The following is a 19,263-nucleotide window of genomic DNA, read 5'->3' on the forward strand; positions in this document are numbered from 1 at the left end:
TGTTCAATAGAAAAAACCGCAATCAAAGATAGATTTCGGTTTCATGACTTAAGTATTCTTGTCTATTCACGTCTCCGAGAACTTAGCTAGAAAGCGGTTTTTCATACCAAATAAATAAACGGTTTTATTAGGTTAATTTCTTTTCAAGGAAAATATTCAAAAATCAACCACAGGCAAAAGTACCTGCAACTGTAGAACATGCTATAGAACAAGCAATGGCTGCAGGTCCTGAAAATGCAACACATCCAGCAGTACAAGCCACTGCCGTAGAGAAGTTGCAAGCAAATTGGAACCATTTGCTTCCTTTATCAACCGCCAAAAGAGAAATACCATGATCAGATATACTATTGTAATCTTCTAAAAAATTCGCTTCTTGATTCTGAACCTTCTCAACAGTAGTTTCATATTCTAAAACTACTGTTCCATTAGTATTGTACTCGACAAACGTAACTATATCATTAAGTTCTGTTCCTTCAACGACAAACTTAGAGATCGATTCAACATCTTTTGTTACAGGATTAACGAAAGCATAAACGCCCATATGGTCGTTTTCTATCGAAGTTCCTTGAACTACAATTAAACCATCTTCAAAATCTTCACTCCCCTCTTTTTCATATTTAATTGCTATAGCAGCGCTAGTTAATCCTTCTTGAGAGATGACTTTTTTAAACAGCTTATCATTTTCCACTACCTTGATATATTCATCGCTCGCAGGGGATGTGGTGGCTTTATCCATGGTACCTTCTTGTTCTGAAATAGCTTTTACAGGTGCACTATAGCTTAACCCCGTCATGAAAACTAATGTGAATATCAGCAATAGTGCAAATTTCTTTCGTAATAAATGATAGTTTCCCACTTTTTCACTCTCCTAAAATATAATTTTTAAATAACAACTACAATACTATCAAATATTTGGAATTTTTATCAATCTAATAATGGAAAATAAGGATAATGCATCATAATTGATTGATACATATGATTCATTGATATATATATTTCCATGGATTATATTGGTATCATGAGAAAAAATGATGATCAATTCATAATTCAATTAAGAAAAGGGATATTTGAGCTTGTCATTTTGTTACTTTTAAGAGATGGAAGAAAGTATGGATATGAGATAACTCAAATATTAAAAGAAAATGCTTTTTTTCAAATTTCAACCGCCTCTGTTTACCCAGTTCTAAATAGACTTCTTGAGAAGAAGTGGGTAGATAGTATTTGGGAAGAAAAAGAAAATAGAATGAGGAGATATTACAGATTGACGGAACTGGGAATTTCCATCATGGATAAAAATTTTATACAGTTTAAAGAACTATATAATTTTTTAATTTACTTCAAAGAGAAGGAGACCGTTACTGATGACGAATAACCGTACTATTATCGATTTATTCTTAAATGATATCGAAAAAAAATTCATTGAAGTTCCTTCACACAAAAGAAAAAAAATAATGGTTGAAATGAAAGATCATATGTATTCCGAGGTGGAAAATAAAATCGCAAATGGAAAAGACGAAACCACAGCCATTAAAGAAACAATCGCAAATTTCAAAGAAGACCCACATCCATTTACCGAGCTTGCAGAACAAGAAGAATACCTCAACCAAAATAAGTACGAAAGCAAAAGAGATTTCGGGTTCGATTTAATTATGGTCTTATGTATAGGGCCACTTGGCGCTTTAACCGCACCTATTTTGAAAGGATACATAGAATTAGCCCAAATCATACCCTGGATATTCTTTTTTATAGTAGCCCAAATCATTTTTCATCGTTATTATTCTAAGAATATGAAGGAATCTAGGGTCAAAACCTTACAATTCACATCAAAAGCTTATTTGATTTTGTTTGCCTTAGCTTTTGGAATGTATGCAGCTAATTTAACCATCAACCAACAAATTAACATCGTACCAACTATGTACTTGCTAGTTTATATTGCCATATTGATACCTTTGTATCTTTTATTCAAAAGTGTATACAACAAAAATAAAGATTTACTAAATAAATAAAAGGGGCTGTCTAATAAGTCCTTATTCCAGTAATTTTGCAAAAATAAAGAGGCAGAAATGTTGTTAAATCAACGTTTCTGCCTTTTACTATTTATTCAATTTCGGTGTACTTACCCCGTTTGGTTTATTCCACATGACGGTCTCGTCCGGAACTCATCCCGAATATCATGACGAATGCAGAGATAAGGATGAGTGCAAAAAGCGGAATGGTCCAATCTTGAGCCATATCAAACAAGTATCCAATGAATATCGGTCCTACGGCTGCAAGTAGATAGCCTGTGGATTGGGCCATTCCCGATAACTCGGCAGCTCGCTTTGCATTCCGTGCGCGAATGCCTATATAACTTAGCGCCAACGGGAAATTCCCTCCCAATGCGATACCGATTAACGTGATACTGATGATGAGGATAGGAAAAGAAGATCCAAACCATAACCCTGCATATCCGACAACCGAGCATAACCCCAGCCCAAAAGCTACCCACACCTGGGAGGTAAGTCGTGCGGCGAGAACAGGGATGAAGAAGCTTGAAGGCAACCCGATGATTTGCGTAAATGATAGCAACCATCCAGCCGTCCCCCTGCTTATCCCATGACTGATCAAGATTTCAGGTAACCATGTAATCGTGACATAAAATAAAAACGATTGAAACCCCATGAATAATGCGATTTGCCAAGCTAGTGGTGAGCGCCAGATTTTCGTAGCGCTTAAGCTCACACTTTTAATGGGAATGCCTTTTCCTTGATCCAACCTGATGAGATACACCCAGATCAATATGGCCAAGACGGCCGGGAATCCCCAGACAATCAGGGCCCCTTGCCAACCAAGGTTCAATCCACTGGCTAATGGTACGCTGAGTCCTGATGCCAGAGAAGCAACCAACCCCATGGACGTAGAATAGATACTGGTCATCAGACCGAATTTCTGCGGGAATTTATCTTTTATCACGACGGGTAACAGAACATTTCCGATGGAGATTCCCACGCCAATGAAAACGGTTCCAAAAAAGAGAAAGAATGACATCGAAACCGACCGAATGCAAACCCCGATCAGCAGAACGGACAAACCCACCAATAACGTCTTTTCATTCGATAAGCGATTGGCGATCTTGGGAACGATAGGCGACATGATGGCAAACGTAATTAATGGAACGCTCATCAAAAGACCTGCACTCCAATGGGCAAGTCCAAGATCAGCCTGAATCACTCCGACTAACGGTCCCACTGAAGTGATGGCTGGGCGTAAATTAAAGGCAACGAGAACGATTCCCATCGTGAAAAAAAATAAGAATAATGACTTTTTTTGTTCTTGAACAACCGTTTTTTGTATCTCCATTCAAGAATCCTCCTACAATCAACAAACTTTCTAGATGATATCACAATAGGATATCATACTATTTGCAGATAAGTTGGAGTAATTTTCCTTTTATGAAAAATGCCCCTGAATTCTATTCCCCCTTTTATCAACAGTTAAGCCAATCCTCTCCATAATATGGACACCTTCGAGAGTGCATTTAATAGGATAGCCCGATAAGACTTTTCCTTTTTCTCATCTTTAGGCGTGTCTATCTTCTTTTTCTTATCCGCCACTAACGTGCTTTTATCGATTTTGTCATGAATAGCCTCTGTCAACTGTACTGCGAATTCCTCGCTATCTATGATCACCATCGAGTCCGTGCTTAAAACGGTTGATCGTGAATCAAGGTTGAAGGAGCCAACTGCACTTAGCCGTTGATCAAAGACCACCGATTTAGCATGTAAGGAATGCTTATCGGCATATTCATAAAGTCTTACCCCAGTCTTTATAATGTCGTCTCTCAAATCCAAGTATCCTGAGAAGGCCATAACATTGGGAGTGGATTTCACGGAATTGGTGAGTAGGGTCCAGTTGGCTGTCGAATTCATATTTTCTGGTACATATCCCTTCATTTCTTTTGTAGGGACAACATACGGACTCTGAATCAGGACGGACTTCTTCGCTTCCGTCGAGATATCAATAAGCGTTTGCCAGACAACGGGTTGTTTTTTGAAACGCTCGATCGGGTTGTGCAAAAAGCTCACCCGTTTTGTTGGGGTGGTGATGGCCATCCAGTTCATCGATGGTGAAACAAAATGTTCATTTTCTTGAATGGCGGTTTTGTATTGACGGGTTAGCTTATCTTTTTCCTCTTTCCCTTTAGTACTCTGCCTTTTTGAAAGGGTTGAGAAAGGGTCGCTCGTGTATGGGTGGTTCCATAATTCATTCATATACTTGTTCATCTGAACGATTACGCTTTCTCCATTTTGTGGGGCATGAAAGATGATGACATCACGGTCATGAACATAATTCTTAGGCGGTTTTTTCGCTAAATACTTATCGGCTATATTTCGCCCTCCAATGATGCCCAACCGCCCGTCCACCATCATGATTTTATCGTGAAGTCGGTTGTTCCATGTCCAAGGCTTGAATATCTTGAACGACTCATAATACCTTAATTCAATATTTTCATGCGATGCCAAAGCGAAACGGGCATCACTCATTTTAAATCGCAGACCATGGCTAATCCCATCCAAAAGGACCCGGACCCTAACGCCCCGGTCCGCCGCGTCAATGAGGGCACCGAGAATCAGCTCGGTCGACTTACCTTTTGCTATGGAATAATAGGCGATATCAATCGTATCAGTGGCTTCCTGAATCATTTGCATCCGTGCACGTCCCGATTCATACCCATTTTCCAGGAGCAACACTCGATCTGAAGAATCTCCCTTCCCCATAAAACCACTTATAACGTTAGGGGGTGCCTCCCCTTTTTTATCCAAAGGAAAATAGAACAGAACAACCGACGTAGCCACTGCATAAAGGACGTATAATAGACATACAAACAGTGCTCCTTTCACGATCTTTTTTGTCATGAAATCCCTCCCCCTAACTTTCCTAATACTATTTGTATTAAGGACTAACTCTATACTTGGATCGAAAAGAGGAATGACTAATAAAGTTCATGAAATAGTCAAATGATATCTTCATTAATATTCGTTTCATAAAGGAGTGATAGTTTGAGGAAGATAATTGGCTTCATTACGATATTGCTCTTTCTTGTAACCATGGATCCCGCACGTCATACCTTGGCTAGTGAACAGCCGCATGGTAAGAGAAAGACAGTGGACATACAAGTTCTAACCTTCAACATCCATCATGCTGTTGGAATCGATGGGGTTCTGGATATAGACCGGATCGCGAATACAATCGAACGAGAACATGCCGAAATCATTGGGTTACAGGAAGTGGACAATCATTGGTCAGAGCGGAGCCTTTTCGAAGATCAAGCAAAATGGTTGGCCAAACGCTTGAATATGCATTATGCATACATGGCCAACTTGGACCGTGATCCTTTGAATCACGGGGAACACCGACGACAATATGGAACGGCCATATTAAGTAAGTATCCTATCCTTCATGCACAAAACCATTTCTTTAAGAAGATTAGAAATACAGAGCAGCGTGGGTTATTAGAAGCTACAATCAAAGTGAAGGGCAACCATCTTACTGTTTATAATGCACACTTGCCCTTAGCTCCGGAACAAAGACAAAAACAAGTGGATGAGGTCATCGCTATCTCCCTTGAAGCCAAAGGGCCCAAGCTCATAGTGGGCGACTTGAATGCAACCCCAGAAAGTAAAGAAATAGCGACGCTTTCGTCTTCTTTTCGTGATGCGTTTGCCCATCTAAATGGTGCGTATACATACTACTCTGCGGATGGTACTCCGAAAAGAATTGATTATATTTTCGCATCAAAAAACATAAAAATATCAAATCCAAAAGTCATCTCCACCCTAGCTTCTGACCATCTCCCATTGACGGCTAAGATTACATTAAAAAGATAAAGCACCTTCCGCACGAAGATTATAATAAATGATGTTGGTCTTACAACTTTTGTGCTTTTTCACTTGGGAAAAATGATACACCACTTCCCTTGTCACCAACTTGTCTAGGAGCTGAATAACCCGAATCACTTTATATTATGATTTCAAAAGGTATACTAATAGGTAATATAAATGTTTAATGAACGGAAAGGAGTGTTCGTTTTGCGGGAAGGTCTTCCTTTTGGACGGTTGTTCACCAAGCAGAAAGTGAAAAACGTGAAGGTCATGTCCTACAATATCCATCATGCTGTAGGTTTGGATGGGATTTTGGATATGGAACGGATTTCCAGTATAATAGAAGCCGAGGGCGCCGATATCATCGGACTCCAAGAAGTGGACAATCATTGGTCAGAACGAAGTGGCTTTGAAGATCAAGCCGATTGGTTGGCTAAGCGTCTCGACATGCATTATATCTATATGGCCAATATCGATCGTCCCCCATTTAAATCAAGAAAAAATCGCCGACAATATGGGGCAGCCATACTAAGCACATATCCAATCATTCAAGCGCAAAATTACCTTCTTACGAAAATTGGCGAATCGGAGCAACGAGGACTATTGGAAATTGCCCTCGATATAAAAGGCCATAAACTCAACATCTATAATACACACTTAGCTTTAACCGCTAACGAGCGTCACATTCAATTGAACGAAATCATCCAAATTTCAAATAGAAAAAAAGGTCACAAGGTCATCATGGGTGACTTGAATACAACACCACAAAGCACGGAATTGAAAACTCTTGCCTCTCATTTTCATGATGCATTCGCCGAACAAAACGATGCTTATACTTATGATGCTGAGGGCATCCCCAAAAGGATTGATTATATTTTCACTTCAAAGGAGATAAAAACATCTCAAGCGAAAGTGATTTATACTCCAGGATCTGACCATTACCCCATTATCGCCACCCTGGCTTTGGATAAGAACACCCACACTCGCCGTTCCAACTAAGGATGGCGAGTTTCATGTATTACTTACACCCCGACACTCTTTTGTTCATCACTTATATTCCCCAGGAAACTTTGTATCCCACAAAAACCCCTGCCAAATGGATTATTTTTCAAAAATAAATGTGTCTAACTTGTGAACAAGATGGATATCGTTTAATATATATATAAAGAGGGAGGAATTTCCATGATTAAGCAACCTTCAAAAGTAAGCGTTTTCAATTATGGTTTTGCATTAGGTATATCGGAAGTGTTTTTTTTAACCAGCTTCTATCTCAGCATTCTTGATGTTTCCTACTTTGCCCTAGCCTTACCGTTCTCGGCTGTATTTCTTTTAGTGTCCTTATACTTCTTTATCCGCACTGATAAAGTCGCAAAGACCTTATACAAACAGCGCGTAGAAAGAGAAGCTGTCTATTCATTTTATCATAAGTCTTTCGGAATCTTCTTAATCATATTCGCTGCATTGCTTTGCATAGCACTTGCTTATTTACCTTTTATACAACAAGGAGGACACTTCTACATTCTTTATTGCGTCCCAATGGCCGTCTTATGTTTGGTTCCTTGCATCACATCGTATAAAGGAATGAAATTGTCCAAAATTAACATTGAAAAAACGCCACCTCATGTAGATATGAATTAATGTCGAATCGAATAAAGAAAGAGGATGGGTCATGTTCTTCTACAATCTAGAAGCATGTCCATCCTCTTTTATTTGAAAAGTCAGGTTTCGAAACACAACCCATTCTTACCGTTTAGCTTTCAAAACACCTTGCTTACCCTTTTGTGATTACGAATGGTAAGCCCAAAACAAAACGTATATCCACACTTCATGCTTTTTCCGTTTTACTTACATATTCAAAGAAGCCAAGCCTATTGCCCCAAGGATCACTAAACGTTCCCCACTTTACTGGAACCTCCGCTCTTGAATGAATCTCAAAAAATTCCACTCCAAGTTCTTGCATGACTCTTTCCCGTTCTTTTTCCAGACTAACCACACCTATACGTAACGGACCACATCCTTCTGATGGTGTTCCTTCCGATACTTGTAGCCAACTCCCTGGAATGAGTTCCCACTCCATAAAACCTTCATGAGGCATAAAGTCAGGTTTGCGTTTTATGAAGGACTCATACCACTGGCGTCCTTCTTCTATATCGGTAACCCGAATTTGTATGGTCATTTCATAAATCATTGATTCCCTCCTTGAGTATTTATTATCCAATTGGTATTTACGATCAGATAACACCTCTAACAGGATAAAGAAGGACCTTTAGAAACCCTATAATTTCACTTTCACACATTTAGTCCAATAAGCCTTTCCCTCCCTCTGTTTGTAATGTACCGATCCTCTCCATTCCAGCCATGATTGGTTTTGCTCGTTTTATTAATGTTTGAGTCGCTTCAAGACCGAGGGATGCTTGATGGGCACCTTCATCGTTCCACACTTCATACACATAAACAGAGTTAGGCTCTTCTTCGGAAATATTGACGAGATAGATTTCACAGTCGTCCAGGCTCTTTAGGGATTCTGCTGCTTCTAACAAAATATTTACCATTGCGTCACGTTCGCCATCTTTCACAATGAACTTTCCAATCAATCCATATTTACTCATGTACTCCTCCTTTAATAGCTCCTTTTTGGATACCTGTTAGATATTTCTACATCAATTTGCAATTATCCTATTTTTACCATAAAAAAAATAAAAAAACATGATCATTAGCCTCTCCCCCAAAAGGAGATGACCATGATCACGTTTTTATTATCTTATGATGTTTGTTTTTCCCTTTTAGCTAGCTTATCTTCTGCAGGCCAAGCACGCTTAATGAAGAATGTTAAGATTAGCGCCAATCCAGCGATGAAGGTTGATACAAGGAAAGAGAAGTTAATGCCATCTAACATCGCTTGCATACCAACTTGCGCTTGCATTTGAGCCATCATATCAGCTGTAGGCTGACTTGTTAATTTGCTCATGGCAGCAGTCATTAGGTCTTCGCCAGACGAAGTGGCTCGGTTAGACATGACCGTAACGAGCAATGCTGTTCCGATTGCACCTGAAACTTGATTAAGTGTATTATTCATCGCAGTACCATGTGGATTCATACGGGCCGGCAATGAGTTTAAACCATTTGTCATGATAGGCATCATGGCCATGGACAACCCGAACATCCGTACAGAATACAGAACCATAATATTTCCATACGATGTTTCCATAGTCAACTCGCTAAAGTAATAAGTGGTAACAACGGTGATAAGCAAACCAACAGCAGCAAGAACGCGTGCTCCGAACTTATCAAATAGCTTACCGGTAATTGGCGACATGAGTGCCATGATGATGGCTCCTGGAAGCATCAACAGTCCCGAATCGAACGGTGAAATGCCACGAAGCGTTTGGATATACATCGGCATCAAGATCATGGCCGAGAACATTGCCATATTCAGGACAATGGAAATGGCCGCTGATAAGGCGAACATTGGATGGGTAAAAATCCTGAATTCAAGCATCGGCGTTTCCATTTTAAGCTGGCGTACAATGAATAGAACCAGTGTAACGGCACCGACGGCTAATGTTCCGTATACCCAAGGACTATCCCAGCCCTTGCTACCCGCTGAGCTGAAGCCGTACAGCAATCCGCCGAAACCTAAACTAGATAGAATGACAGACAGAATATCTATTCGAATATCTACTTTTTCTTTCTTGTCTTTCAGTTTAAAGAAGCCAAGAATAAGAACTAGTAACGCAAGTGGAGTAATAAAGTGGAAAAGCATTCTCCAGTCATAATGTTCCACGATCCATCCGGATAGCGTTGGTCCGATAGCAGGGGCAGCCATCATGACTAAACCGAATAACCCCATTGCCGATCCACGCTTTTCAACAGGGAATGACGTTAAAAGAACGTTCATTAATAATGGCATCATGATCGCTGAACCAGCCGCCTGAACCATCCGTGCACCTAATAACAATGGGAATACATGTGCTACACCTGCAACAATCGTCCCGATTGAAAATAGCAACATCGCTGTCAAGAACAGCTTCCGCACAGAATATTTTCTAATTAAGAAGGCTGTTGTAGGAATCATGATACCATTCACCAGCATATATCCCGTTGCCAACCATTGGACGGTTGCCGTCTCGATTTCAAGATCTTTTGATATGGATGGTAGTGCAATATTCAAAAGAGTTGAATTAAGTATGGATATGAATGCCCCGATCATCAAGATGGCTAAAATGCCATAAGGGGCCTTTTTTTCTATCGTTTGAGTAGTACTCACTTTTTATCTATTCCTCCATTCAAACTGTTGGTTCATTTTCTTATACGGTAAGTCTAACTTTCTGCATAAAATATATAATATACTCCTCGCCCATATTTTGCAATATAAATTTCTTACGTGAATATTGGGTTTGTGCTGGTATGGAAAATAGTATACGATTACATTTATACAGGCATTATAATTGACTAAGGGTGATCATATGAATGAACGCAAGCAGAATGTCATCGATACAGCTCATAAATTGTTTATTGAAAAAGGCTATCAAGCGACATCCATCCAAGATATTTTAGATGGCAGTGGCATTTCCAAAGGTACATTTTATAATTATTTCCCCTCCAAGGGAGAATTATTTATGGCCATTTTCAGTTCCTTCTATAAAAAGATCCGCTATGACCGGGAAGAACTATTGATTGGTCAGGATTTGGCGGATATTGAAATATTCATTAAACAGCTAGAAATACAAATGACGGTGAATATACAAAGTAAATTACTCGTCTTAATTGAAGAAGTACGTGTATCAAACGACGAAGAATTGAAAGAATTCATCAAGCGCATCCAATTATTAAGCATACGTTGGATGTATGGTCGTTTTATCGATATCTTTGGGGAAAGTAAAAAACCTTATTTATTGGATACCGCCATTCTCTTTAACGGAATGATGGCCCATATGAGTTATTTCAGCTTCCATGCCAAAGATACCGCTACACCAGAAATTAAAGTCATCCGCTATTGCATGAACCGGATCGTCGATCTAGTTGACGGAGTAGCCAAAAGCAAAGAACAAATACTTAATCCGGAATTAATCAATACATGGCTTCCAACCTCTAAAAATAATTTACATCAATGTCATAATGACTTAATGAAATCCACCTTGGCCCTAAAAAAGGCAACACACAGATCGCTCCCTTGTCGAGAAGATCAAGCAAAAGCAAATGAACTAATCGACTTCATTCAAGAAGAGCTGATGCAAACCAGTAAGCCACGGGTATTTTTAATAGAAAGCTTACTCCATGTTATAAAGACCCAATATGCCTCCAAGTCCAAACAAGATATGGAACAATTCGAGGAAAACGTCAACACCTGCCTGCGCCTATTAGAAAAAGAAATCTAAGGAGACAACAAAAAACACCTTGTCATGAAGGAATTGCGCACAACTTTCATTTCTTAGGTGTTTCCTTATGGAAGAATAAAGAACCTCTTCCTCCCTTCTAGTACCCCATTTGTCGGGGACTTCTACCTTCACTTAAATAATTGGAACCATTTTCCTTTTGGAACGTAGAGTTACCTAAGATGAATAAGGGGTGGGGCGATTGCTAAAGTTATTCATGATTATTGGTGTGGTAGGAATAAGCCTTTCAGGAATATTTATAGGGGCCTGGACGACCGGGCCTGAACAAAGAGCTAATTTCCATTCGGAAACGAGTGAACATCGGCAGTTCAGAACAAAAATTGCATTATATAGCGGTTTGATAGGATTGCTGTCATTAGGCATTGCCGGGTTGATATGGTACTTCTAGCAGAAAACCAAAACAAAAAGAAGGCCGCTATAGGTGACCTTCTTTTTCGGCTCATTCAGCCCACTTCTCGTCATCGGAGATCTGTTCTTTTTTCTTCAAATCAAAGGATTCATACTCATCATGAAAACAAAAATAAGAAGGCAATTCAATCGCTTCTCCATTCGCTTTTTCCCAACACTCCGCAAACCACTTTGTGATGGCTTGTTTCTCTAATGTATCCAGTTCTTCATCGTTCTCCTCGTAAAAACTCCAAAAATCATCTATCTCGTTACCTAAGACGATAGAAAATGGTACATCTTCTACAATTCCCACACTACCTGAAAAAATGCTGGAATCCTTCCCCTCATAAAAGACTTCATTCGCTCCTCTATCCATGGAAAACATCGTAATGGATAAATAAAAATCATTCCGATCAGCCACAAAATCCAAGAGCTCCACTTCAGAGTAAAAGTTGTATGTTTGTACCTTTTTAAGCCTTTCGATCAAAGCATCCGAATTCGCCTCAAGGTTACCTTCTACGGACTTTATATAGTCGGCAACCGTATAACTTGAATGGACTTCTTCCTTCCCCGTTTCTTCTATAGTATTGTCAGTACTATCGACATGGCCTGCACGATCTACTGCCTCTGAATTGGCATCGTTGTCCAGGTTACAACCACCCAACAAAACAGCCCCCACTAATACGATCATGAACTTTTTCAAAACTTCCCCTCGCCTCTTTGTTTTTGCCGCCCATTTATTAAGCAGGAATTTCCATTATAACAAAAGTTTACTATTTCACCATAAGAATGTTAAAAAAGAAACGGAATCTTGAAAACCCTAGCATGCTGCTTTAAGAATATGAACTAATGCAACTTGTTCCATTACCATTCAAAAACAATTTAATGCAGGAATAATTGACTACACTTACACTTTTTTAGGTAATATCGACCCATTTATTAAGTTATTTTCCACGTGTTACCATATAGATACCGTGACTATTATCACCATACCTATAAGCATAAGGGGCTGAAAACATTGTCCTATCTAACCGATTTACAATCCGAATTAACCCTAAAGAAGCAACAAGTCGAAAAGTTAAAAACCTGCAAGCATGAATTAGACAGTCTACAAGGAGAATTCCTTCAGAACGAAAGAGTAGTAACGAAACCAGCGCTCTCTTCCCAAACATGGCATGGAACCTTAGCCACCGATTTTACGGATGTTCGTGAAGACCTAGAATCAGTCTATAAAGATTTATCTCAAACACAGTTGAATGCAGCGATAACGGCCATCGAAAATAAAATAATGAGCCTTCAATCAGTAATTACTTCATTAGAAACCAGGATTACGGCTGAAATCGAACGACTTGCTAGAGAAGAAGAAGAAAAACGAAGACAAGAAAAGCTAAGAAAGGATTGAATGGTTTGAGTCAAGAAATAAAAGTGAATGGTGAAGATGTAAAATCAGCCATCTCGAAAATGGACCGTACAATGGAATCCTTCAAAACGAAATTACTAGAAGATTTCGCAGCCGGAAATGAATTAGACGTTGTAAAAAAAATCAAGGAACTAAACCATCAATTAGAAAAGATTGGCCAAAGCTATAAAGAAATTTTAAAAGCTAATAACCAATCCGTACGAACGGCCATACAAGAGGTAGAACAGGTTGACCAACAGCTTTCAACTTCTATAAACGCACATTAGAATATGGAGGATACAATGAGGACACTTCATTCTCAATCTTTACATAGTGGAATAGATGGATTACTAAGCAAAGTAAAAGCCCAAAGGAAACAGGCGAATGAACTGGAGAAGGTTATTCATGAATTTTCCAATCTCGATGATTCCTTAAAAGGAAAAGGTGGTTCAGCGATACGCGCCTTTTATCAAGATTGGCATATCCCTTTCCTTTCATTCTATGACTCTTCTCTTAAAAACTATGAAGTAGTCCTGACGGCTCTTAAAGAGGCTTCTACTCAACTGGAGTCTGATTCAAGCGGTTTTATCCGCCAAAGCTTTCTTGAAGGCGAACTCACGACAGGCTTAAAAAATGCACATAATGTCACGATTGATTTAGTCGATGAAGCCAACACTACCCTGGATGAGGTAAGTGATATCGTTGCCATCGAAAAGCTCAATGACCAGACATTTCTCACCCATTATCAAAGGGCTACTTCTAGAATAAAGGAAACGATTGATAACTTGGGTACGTTCGATACAAGCCAAACAAAAGAACTAGCATCTGTAGAGGATGACATACAGTTAATGCACAAATACCTTAATGAAATTCAAGGTATGTTCAGTGGCGGGAATTTCAGCATCGAAAACTATGATGTGAATCAATTAAAGGATAAGCCGGCATTTTCAGAGATAGAGAATCAAGTAGCTTCAGAAGGTAAGATGACATTTGGACAAATGCTTACCTCTCCTTTTGCCTATATTAACGGAAAAATGAGTTTTGGCGATAATGTCTTAGTAGGATATCAAGCGGCTTCCTCTATATCTACCATGTTTTTGTCAAAAAAATTAAGTATTCATTACTTTGGTAGTAAACCGACACTATGGCAAAAACTAAAAGGTAATTATGAGTTTTCCGTAAAGGCAGATCCATCTTGGACATCAAAAGGAAAACATAGTTCAAAGGTTTCTAAATGGCTATTGGACTTTTCCAGATCCACACCTACTAACCCAGTGATGCAGAAACTACAGAAATTCGCTGCTTCTTACACAAGTCCTTCCCATATGTTAAAACACCTGGCCGGTTTCCCGAAAAACTTCGAACGATCAACCGGTAAAGACTTAGTTAAGGGAACAACTGAAAGAATAAAATCGAATGGTACAACAGGTCTATTGAGTAAAGCAGCAGGCGCTAAGGGGTTAACATCTGTGGCAAAAAGAATTCCATTGGTCGGAATTCCAATATCATTTGTATCCAATCTTGGTGAAACAACAGATCCAGCAAATGTTAATAAATCATTTGAAGAAAAATTAGGAAGAGTTGCCTCTGGATTTGCTGCAGATATGATAGCAATTGGTGGCGGAGCTAAAATAGGTGCCACAATAGGAAGTATTGGCGGCCCTGTTGGAATCGTTGTAGGCGGAGCGGTAGGAGGCCTAGTAGGCGGTGTTGTAAGCTCTAAGTTTGGTAATCAAATTAAAGATATTGGCGGTAAAACGGTAGAGAAAGCTATTGATTTTGCCCATAAAAAAACAAGTGAAATAAAAAAGTCAGTTTCTAGTTGGTTTAATTAGATACCATTAAATTCTACTTTCACAATTAATCCTACATCTAAAAGTTAATCCTTCACTAACAAAACTTGTATAAAAACATCTTGAAAAGAGGAGAATAATGGCATACAACATGATAGAAAATATAAGAAATTTATTAGCAGGATATCTAACAATACAACTTACCTATGGATTCTGTATTTTTTTATTGGAAGAAACAATGACCAGTTTTTACGCTTTAGCCATCTATGATAAACCTAGTAGTCCTTATCAGAAATTTGTCAACTGGTTTATGTTTCTTCTCGTTGGTTCTGGTTACTACATTTATCTTAAACTCAGGAAATATAACTGGTTTGTTAGGAAACTTCTATTCCTACTAGCTCTTATTTTACAAGGCATTACTTCCGTGGTTATTTATAAAATTATTTATGGGACGTTGAAAGCTATTTTTCTATAACGGCTATCTATTGTGTGTCTTTGAAGTAATATTATATTTACCTTTTATTCACTCATGAAAGAGGAAAACCATGATATACAGCATAATAGAAGGCATAAGAATATTATTATTATGTATACTTTCAGGACAACTTATGTATGGATTCTTAATTTTTTTATTGGAAGGAACTATGACAAATTTTTACGCTTTAGGTGTCTATGAAAAACCTCGTACAATCTATCAAAAATCAGTTAATTTTTTCATGTTCATTACTATAGGTACTGGTTTTCACATTTATCTTAAACTCAGGAAACATAATTGGTTTGTTAGTAAAGTTCTATTCCTACTAGCTCTTCTATTACAAGCAATTGCTTCCGTAATTATTTATAAAATCATTTATGGGACGTTGAAAGCTATTTTTCTATAACTTAGAAAGAGGAATATGATGGTAGACGATATAATTCAAGGCATCAGGATTTTTATAACATGTATACTCTCAACACAATTTGCTTTTGGCTGTACTATTTTCTTTTTCGAAAGTGCGATGAGCAACTATTATGCTATGGGAACTTACGAGAAACCTAGTACTCCGTATCAAAAGTTCGTGAATTTTTTCATGTTCACTTTAATTGGTACTGGATTTCACATTTATCTAAAACTCAAGAAATACAATTGGTTTGTTAGTAAAGTTCTATTCCTAATAGCCCTTCTTTTACAAGGAATTGCTTCCGTGATTATTTATAAAATCATTTATGGGATGTTGAAAGCTATTTTTCTATAGTTTTAGAAAGAGGGTAAAATGTCACCAGGAACTTCTGAAATAATTAGCAATTTAATTGGATACATACTCTCCATTCAACTTATGTTTGGTTTTTTAATCTTTTTATTAGAAAGTACTATGACGAATTATTATGCTCTAGCAACCTATGAAAAACCTAATAATTTCTTCCATAAGTTCGCAAACCTTTTCATGCTTGTTACCGTGGGTACCGGTTATCATATTTATCTCAAACTTAGAAATTATAACTGGTTTGTACGAAAATTTTTATTTCTTACTTCCCTTACTTTACAAGCAATGATATCCATTATTATTTATATAATTATTCTTCGTATTCTATAGGCAATAGTTCTTATATAAATATATTTCATTACACTATATATGGGATGCATATGATACCCTATACACTTACTTTTAAAGTTTGTTTAGTAAACCTCCTAAATTCAGGAGGTAATAACTGGTTTTTATACCTTTTATATATTTCAGAAAGAGGAGAACCATGATATACAGCATAATTGAATGGATAGGAATTTTATTACTATATCTCCTCTCAATCCAATGGGGATCTAGCTTTGTAATCTTCTTATTCGAAAGCGCCATGATCAGGTACTATTATATTTTAGGAACTTATGAGAAACCCAGTAACCTTTATCAAAAAACCGTGAACTTTTGCATGTATGCCATGATGGGTGCCGGCTTTTATATTTATCTCAGACTACGTAAATACAATTAGTTTGTTCGAAAATTTTTCTTCCTTATCGCTCTTATTATACAAGGAATTGCTTCCATTATTATTTATAAGATCATATATGGGATAGTGAAAGCTATCTTTCTATAACTTATCAAAAAGCGGATACATGACCATACTTCTTAAAAGGACGTGACAAAATGAATCATTTGTTAACCTGTACAACTGAAGAATTAGCCTTGATGGTGAGTGTTGCCGGACATCATGAGATTGCAAAAGGGATTGCCGAAACCGCTATTGGGGATAAGTCCGAAAAAGAGTGGTTGGCCATTCTTGAAGTGACGAAAAATCAATTAATGATGAAAAACATGTGGAGTGAGGAGCAAGAATCTCGGGAAGAAGTACCATTAACGCAGGAAACTCAGCGTTTCATCGAAAAGTATATTGGCTCAAAACGAATGATTCGCTGCTCCAATTCCCCTCAAAAGTCCGTATTAATGCTACATCACTTTGAAGAGGATGAATGGCTTTTCCACTTGATCGATCGAGATATCATTCATGAATTCGCGATTATCCCCTCTTCTGAAATCCAGATGATTATTAGAGAATATTATGGAATCTCCTTTGACAAATATCAAGGTGAGGAAGCTTTCTCTCTGACCGAGCAAGCATTTGATTGGTTAAGTAATCCTAAAAAAGTTGATAAAGTACGCAAGAAGTCCAAGTTTACCCAGCAAGAAGAAGACAGTTTCTACTTATTCTCTGATGACCTGCGCACTTATGACTGGACTTTGTTTAATATCTCTAATTTTAGTATAACTAGTTTTGAAGAGGAAACGTACTTAGAGAACATTCTATTCTTTTTACCTTCTGATCGTGGAATATGGCTTGCAGAATATACGGAAGATCCAAAAACCCCTGTACATATCCATTTAGCCAACCATGATGAATGGGAAGCCACATTAACTGGCATAGGTGACTTGGCTGCCTATCAGGGACAATCAATATAAAAATTTAATAGATTTAGTAAAGCGGAGGGGCCATTTCAATAGAGATTGGCCTTTCGTTTTGAAAAGAGGCAGATTATGTGCACGACATAATTCAAGGTATAAGAATTTTATTAACCGGTTTCCTTTTAACACAACTTTCGTATGGCTTCACCATTTTTTTATTGGAAAGTACAATGACAAACTTTTATGCTCTGGCGATTTATGAGAACCCTAGTAACCGCTATCAAAAGTTCGTGAATTTTTTCATGTTCATTCTCGTTGGCTCAGGCTATCATATTTATCTTACACTTAGAAATTACAATTGGCTTGTTCGAAAATTGTTATTCCTGGTTGCCCTGTTTTTACAGGCAATCGCTTCTGTTATTATTTATTACGTTATTTATGGGGTTTTGAAAGGTATATTTTTATAATCTTAGAAAGAGGACCTACATGTCATCAGGAAATTTAGAGTTATTCGGCAACATATTAGCATATTTACTTTCAATCCAACTTGCATATGGCTTCTCCATCTTTTTATTAGAAAATACCATGTCCAACTTCTATGCTTTAGGTATTTATGATCCGCCCAATAATCTTTTTCAAAAAATAACGAATCTCTTCATGTTGATAACGATTGGCTCAGGCTATCATATTTATCTTAAACTTAGAAATTACAGTTGGCTTGTTCGAAAATTTTTATTCCTGATTGCCCTGTTTCTACAGGCAATTGCTTCTGTTATTATTTATTACGTTATTTATGGGGTTTTGAAAGTTATATTTTTATAAGTACCGTTCATGTTAGGGAGAAGATGAGAATGGCATACAGCATTATAGAAGAGATAAGAAATTTATTAGCAGGATATCTAACAATACAACTTACCTATGGCTTCTGTATTTTTTATTAGAAGGAACGATGACCAGCTTTTACGCTTTAACCATCTATGAAAAACCTAGTAGCCCTTATCAAAAATTTATAAACTTATTCATGTTCCTTCTCGTTGGTTCCGGTTACTACATTTATCTAAGGCTTAGCAAATATAGTTGGTTTGTTCGAAAGTTTTTGTTTCTAATCGCCCTTATTTTCCAGTTACTTGCTTCCCTTATGATTTATTATGCTATTTATGGGATGTTGAAGGTTATTTTTCTATAGCTTATCAGAATGTGATTTTAGCTATGCATAACAGATTTCCTATCAGGGACAATTAGAATAAAGAAAAACAAAGGACCAATTTCAATAGAAGATTGGTCCTTCGTTATATACAGATATTAAAAAGCCTGATTCATAAGGCCACTCTAACAGAGACTCTTCAATTCATTGGTTAATCTTATAAATTCCTGCTTATCACGGGTTTCCAACGAATGATCGATTTCTTTTTCGATTTGAGTTTTCCGGTAATCACTGAGGGCCTTGATAAGTACCATTTCTGCCAACGTTTCCATCATCTCAGGTTCTAGTGGTGTTATAGGCAATTGCTTCTCCATTCGAAACCAACTCCTTCACCTTTTTTCTATTATATT

20 protein-coding genes are annotated in these 19,263 nt (G+C 37.8%); 12 read left to right on the plus strand and 8 right to left on the minus strand.

The window, feature by feature from the left end; translation table 11 throughout:
- Positions 1–163: 163 nt before the first annotated feature.
- On the minus strand, positions 164–856 hold the full coding sequence (locus ACIQXH_RS04700) for a putative immunity/bacteriocin fusion bifunctional protein (RefSeq protein WP_403122302.1): 693 nt from the start codon (positions 854–856) through the stop codon (positions 164–166).
- Positions 857–1,018: 162 nt separating this feature from the next.
- Between ACIQXH_RS04700 and ACIQXH_RS04705 the strand changes: the two genes are divergently transcribed.
- Both ACIQXH_RS04705 and ACIQXH_RS04710 read left to right on the plus strand, forming a co-directional pair.
- Positions 1,019–1,372, plus strand: coding sequence for a PadR family transcriptional regulator (locus tag ACIQXH_RS04705; protein ID WP_403122304.1), 354 nt, complete (start codon positions 1,019–1,021; stop codon positions 1,370–1,372).
- Positions 1,362–2,006, plus strand: a complete 645-nt coding sequence (locus ACIQXH_RS04710; RefSeq protein ID WP_403122306.1) for a hypothetical protein — start codon at positions 1,362–1,364, stop codon at positions 2,004–2,006. The genes ACIQXH_RS04705 and ACIQXH_RS04710 overlap by 11 nt, the downstream gene beginning before the upstream one ends.
- A 124-nt stretch (positions 2,007–2,130) precedes the next feature.
- On the opposite strand, the gene ACIQXH_RS04715 is transcribed toward ACIQXH_RS04710, so the two are convergent.
- Positions 2,131–3,339, minus strand: a complete 1,209-nt coding sequence (locus ACIQXH_RS04715) for a CynX/NimT family MFS transporter (protein WP_403122308.1) — start codon at positions 3,337–3,339, stop codon at positions 2,131–2,133.
- A 134-nt stretch (positions 3,340–3,473) separates the two neighbouring features.
- Positions 3,474–4,895, minus strand: coding sequence for a phospholipase D-like domain-containing protein (locus ACIQXH_RS04720; protein WP_403122309.1), 1,422 nt, complete (start codon positions 4,893–4,895; stop codon positions 3,474–3,476).
- A 144-nt stretch (positions 4,896–5,039) separates the two neighbouring features.
- Between ACIQXH_RS04720 and ACIQXH_RS04725 the strand changes: the two genes are divergently transcribed.
- From ACIQXH_RS04725 to ACIQXH_RS04735, 3 genes are all read left to right on the plus strand, one after another.
- The gene (locus ACIQXH_RS04725) at positions 5,040–5,867 is read left to right on the plus strand and encodes an endonuclease/exonuclease/phosphatase family protein (protein ID WP_403122311.1); all 828 of its coding nucleotides are present in this window, start codon (positions 5,040–5,042) and stop codon (positions 5,865–5,867) included.
- Positions 5,868–6,068: 201 nt separating this feature from the next.
- Positions 6,069–6,860 (plus strand): endonuclease/exonuclease/phosphatase family protein, encoded by a 792-nt coding sequence (locus ACIQXH_RS04730; protein ID WP_403122313.1) that lies wholly within the window; start codon positions 6,069–6,071, stop codon positions 6,858–6,860.
- Between the two features lie 183 nt (positions 6,861–7,043).
- Entirely contained in the window at positions 7,044–7,499 is a 456-nt protein-coding gene (locus tag ACIQXH_RS04735) for a hypothetical protein (RefSeq protein ID WP_402873753.1), read from the plus strand.
- Between the two features lie 187 nt (positions 7,500–7,686).
- Here ACIQXH_RS04735 and ACIQXH_RS04740 read toward each other — a convergent pair whose 3' ends face one another.
- The 3 genes from ACIQXH_RS04740 to ACIQXH_RS04750 form a co-directional block, all read right to left on the minus strand.
- Positions 7,687–8,049 carry a VOC family protein gene (locus ACIQXH_RS04740; protein WP_402873749.1) on the minus strand — a complete coding sequence of 121 codons (363 nt, stop codon included), beginning with the start codon at positions 8,047–8,049 and terminating at the stop codon, positions 7,687–7,689.
- 109 nt (positions 8,050–8,158) lie between these two features.
- The gene (locus tag ACIQXH_RS04745) at positions 8,159–8,470 is read right to left on the minus strand and encodes a putative quinol monooxygenase (protein ID WP_402873747.1); all 312 of its coding nucleotides are present in this window, start codon (positions 8,468–8,470) and stop codon (positions 8,159–8,161) included.
- Between the two features lie 152 nt (positions 8,471–8,622).
- Positions 8,623–10,071: a DHA2 family efflux MFS transporter permease subunit gene (locus tag ACIQXH_RS04750; RefSeq protein WP_403122621.1), complete on the minus strand. Its 1,449-nt coding sequence runs from the start codon at positions 10,069–10,071 to the stop codon at positions 8,623–8,625.
- 256 nt (positions 10,072–10,327) lie between these two features.
- Between ACIQXH_RS04750 and ACIQXH_RS04755 the strand changes: the two genes are divergently transcribed.
- Both ACIQXH_RS04755 and ACIQXH_RS04760 read left to right on the plus strand, forming a co-directional pair.
- Positions 10,328–11,239, plus strand: coding sequence for a TetR/AcrR family transcriptional regulator (locus ACIQXH_RS04755; protein ID WP_403080293.1), 912 nt, complete (start codon positions 10,328–10,330; stop codon positions 11,237–11,239).
- A gap of 199 nt (positions 11,240–11,438) precedes the next feature.
- Positions 11,439–11,645: a DUF5316 family protein gene (locus tag ACIQXH_RS04760; RefSeq protein ID WP_403080292.1), complete on the plus strand. Its 207-nt coding sequence runs from the start codon at positions 11,439–11,441 to the stop codon at positions 11,643–11,645.
- Positions 11,646–11,696: 51 nt separating this feature from the next.
- Here ACIQXH_RS04760 and ACIQXH_RS04765 read toward each other — a convergent pair whose 3' ends face one another.
- Positions 11,697–12,347, minus strand: coding sequence for a hypothetical protein (locus ACIQXH_RS04765; RefSeq protein WP_403080289.1), 651 nt, complete (start codon positions 12,345–12,347; stop codon positions 11,697–11,699).
- Positions 12,348–12,662: 315 nt separating this feature from the next.
- Between ACIQXH_RS04765 and ACIQXH_RS04770 the strand changes: the two genes are divergently transcribed.
- The 5 genes from ACIQXH_RS04770 (at position 12,663) to ACIQXH_RS04790 (ending at position 17,766) form a co-directional block, all read left to right on the plus strand.
- Positions 12,663–13,046, plus strand: coding sequence for a YwqH-like family protein (locus ACIQXH_RS04770; RefSeq protein WP_403080287.1), 384 nt, complete (start codon positions 12,663–12,665; stop codon positions 13,044–13,046).
- Between the two features lie 5 nt (positions 13,047–13,051).
- Positions 13,052–13,330 carry a DUF5344 family protein gene (locus ACIQXH_RS04775; RefSeq protein WP_403080285.1) on the plus strand — a complete coding sequence of 93 codons (279 nt, stop codon included), beginning with the start codon at positions 13,052–13,054 and terminating at the stop codon, positions 13,328–13,330.
- A 15-nt stretch (positions 13,331–13,345) separates the two neighbouring features.
- Positions 13,346–14,878 (plus strand): T7SS effector LXG polymorphic toxin, encoded by a 1,533-nt coding sequence (locus tag ACIQXH_RS04780; protein ID WP_403080283.1) that lies wholly within the window; start codon positions 13,346–13,348, stop codon positions 14,876–14,878.
- A 97-nt stretch (positions 14,879–14,975) separates the two neighbouring features.
- Complete coding sequence (locus ACIQXH_RS04785; RefSeq protein ID WP_402873727.1) at positions 14,976–15,311, plus strand: hypothetical protein; 336 nt, start codon at positions 14,976–14,978, stop codon at positions 15,309–15,311.
- 1,645 nt (positions 15,312–16,956) lie between these two features.
- Positions 16,957–17,766 (plus strand): hypothetical protein, encoded by an 810-nt coding sequence (locus ACIQXH_RS04790; protein WP_403080282.1) that lies wholly within the window; start codon positions 16,957–16,959, stop codon positions 17,764–17,766.
- A gap of 1,272 nt (positions 17,767–19,038) precedes the next feature.
- On the opposite strand, the gene ACIQXH_RS04795 is transcribed toward ACIQXH_RS04790, so the two are convergent.
- A complete protein-coding gene (locus ACIQXH_RS04795; protein ID WP_402873721.1) occupies positions 19,039–19,227 on the minus strand; it encodes an IDEAL domain-containing protein in 189 nt (62 codons plus the stop codon).
- Positions 19,228–19,263: the final 36 nt, after the last annotated feature.

It is taken from the genome of Peribacillus sp. NPDC097225, from assembly GCF_044761955.1.
Taxonomy (GTDB): Bacteria; Bacillota; Bacilli; order Bacillales; family DSM-1321; genus Peribacillus.

What these genes read in the sequence shown, in the direction of transcription:
- ACIQXH_RS04745 (WP_402873747.1), bottom strand. Translation starts at nt 8,470, where the DNA reads ATGAGTAAATATGGATTGATTGGAAAGTTCATTGTGAAAGATGGCGAA.
- ACIQXH_RS04710 (WP_403122306.1), top strand. Translation starts at nt 1,362, where the DNA reads ATGACGAATAACCGTACTATTATCGATTTATTCTTAAATGATATCGAA.
- ACIQXH_RS04780 (WP_403080283.1), top strand. Translation starts at nt 13,346, where the DNA reads ATGAGGACACTTCATTCTCAATCTTTACATAGTGGAATAGATGGATTA.
- ACIQXH_RS04720 (WP_403122309.1), bottom strand. Translation starts at nt 4,895, where the DNA reads ATGACAAAAAAGATCGTGAAAGGAGCACTGTTTGTATGTCTATTATAC.
- ACIQXH_RS04715 (WP_403122308.1), bottom strand. Translation starts at nt 3,339, where the DNA reads ATGGAGATACAAAAAACGGTTGTTCAAGAACAAAAAAAGTCATTATTC.
- ACIQXH_RS04740 (WP_402873749.1), bottom strand. Translation starts at nt 8,049, where the DNA reads ATGATTTATGAAATGACCATACAAATTCGGGTTACCGATATAGAAGAA.
- ACIQXH_RS04755 (WP_403080293.1), top strand. Translation starts at nt 10,328, where the DNA reads ATGAATGAACGCAAGCAGAATGTCATCGATACAGCTCATAAATTGTTT.
- ACIQXH_RS04705 (WP_403122304.1), top strand. Translation starts at nt 1,019, where the DNA reads ATGAGAAAAAATGATGATCAATTCATAATTCAATTAAGAAAAGGGATA.
- ACIQXH_RS04790 (WP_403080282.1), top strand. Translation starts at nt 16,957, where the DNA reads ATGAATCATTTGTTAACCTGTACAACTGAAGAATTAGCCTTGATGGTG.
- ACIQXH_RS04750 (WP_403122621.1), bottom strand. Translation starts at nt 10,071, where the DNA reads ATGATCGGGGCATTCATATCCATACTTAATTCAACTCTTTTGAATATT.
- ACIQXH_RS04735 (WP_402873753.1), top strand. Translation starts at nt 7,044, where the DNA reads ATGATTAAGCAACCTTCAAAAGTAAGCGTTTTCAATTATGGTTTTGCA.
- ACIQXH_RS04795 (WP_402873721.1), bottom strand. Translation starts at nt 19,227, where the DNA reads ATGGAGAAGCAATTGCCTATAACACCACTAGAACCTGAGATGATGGAA.
- ACIQXH_RS04785 (WP_402873727.1), top strand. Translation starts at nt 14,976, where the DNA reads ATGGCATACAACATGATAGAAAATATAAGAAATTTATTAGCAGGATAT.